The organism is Nitrosophilus sp. (genome assembly GCF_982775275.1).
On the sequence record NZ_CEXZHP010000276.1, the window covers coordinates 1 to 1,472 of the forward strand.

The 1,472-nt window shown below is 43.3% G+C and carries 2 protein-coding genes; one reads left to right on the forward strand and one right to left on the reverse strand.

Features of this window, described 5'->3' with window-relative positions; all coding sequences use genetic code 11:
* Positions 1–530: ketopantoate reductase family protein (locus tag AC30RD_RS09195; RefSeq protein WP_489494231.1), on the reverse strand; the 530-nt coding region annotated here is incomplete at its 3' end.
* 119 nt (positions 531–649) lie between these two features.
* Between AC30RD_RS09195 and AC30RD_RS09200 the strand changes: the two genes are divergently transcribed.
* Positions 650–1,243 (forward strand): class I SAM-dependent methyltransferase, encoded by a 594-nt coding sequence (locus AC30RD_RS09200; protein WP_489494233.1) that lies wholly within the window; start codon positions 650–652, stop codon positions 1,241–1,243.
* Positions 1,244–1,472: the final 229 nt, after the last annotated feature.

Sequence of the window (1,472 nt, forward strand, 5' to 3'; positions counted from 1 at the left end):
AACGCCTCTTGGATATTTTCAGGAATCTTATAACGCAGTCTTGCCTGTTCAAAAAGGGCAGCAAGGGTATCTTCTGCCTCTTTCTCCCCGCCAAAAACAGCAGCAAACACCCTCCCTTTTTTACGAATCACCCCCGCTTCTTGTATATGTGACAAAATATATATACACCCATCAAGCACCCTTAAAGCCCCCATATCACGCAGTTTATTTCCATTATCAATACCATTTGCAAAAGAGAGCATTATGGTGTTGCGTGTTGTCAAAGGTTCTATCTTTTTATATGCCTCCTCAAGGTCATAACTTTTTGTACAAAACACAACCAGATCAAACCGCCCCTTCGCCTCTTGAAGTGTTTGTACACAAAGAGGCTGCGTCCAGCTTTGGGTATCTTCTACAACACGCAACCCATGCTGCTCTATGGCACGAAGATGCGCACCCCGACCAAAACCCGTAACATCCAATCCGTTTTGTGCAAAACACGCAGCCAGATAACCCCCGACACCGCCAAGCCCTACTACTGCTATTTTCATCGCGTCCCTTTGTTTCTGTATTGTGGGTATTGTAACATATTACCAAACTGCGTTACAATAGCACAAGTATTATGAGTGCAGTCCAAACGGACACAAAACAGCCTCTAGGAGATACCCTTATGCCCCGTATAGATACATACACATTTTACAAAGCCTCTGTGAAAAAGTATGCACAAACCCCTCAGGGTGTGCAGTGGCACTCTTGCTACTCCCAAGAGGTACGGTTTGAGCAGATACTCCAGATGCTTCCTTGCAATCTAACCCATCTCTCTCTTGTTGATGCAGGGTGTGGATTTGGAGATTTTTACACCTATTTGCAAACACGCAACACGCTGCCAAAAAAATACACAGGTATCGACAGTTTAGATTTTATGTGCTCCATCGCAACACGCAACACGCAAGAGACAATACTCCATACCGATATACTCCACAACCACTCCCTCCCCTATGCCGATTATTATATCTGTAGCGGTGCACTCAATACCCTTACAAAGTTTGAGAGCTACCTTTTTCTACACAACTGCTACCAACACGCAACGCAGGGTATCATATTTAACGCGCTCTTTGGAGAAAAAACCTCCGGCATCTACAACTACCTCAACACGCAAGATATACAACAACTTGCACAAAAACTCAGCCCCGCCACCCTTTCTCTTCAAAAAGACTACCTTCCAAACGACATCACTGTGGGATTTTTTAAAAATAGTGTATAATTAGCCAAAAAAAGGGTTCTCTATCATTACCAAAAACCAATCACTCAAACAACAGTTTCAACACTTTTACAAACAACACACACCCGCCTCCATGGAGGATGCTGTGGAAAAATTCACACTCTTTGGCGGTGTGGAATGGGGAAAAATAGACACAACAAAACCCTCATTTGCGTTGATTGAGAGCCTTATTTTGCAAGATTACCATTTTATTCGTAACGATATAAGTGAA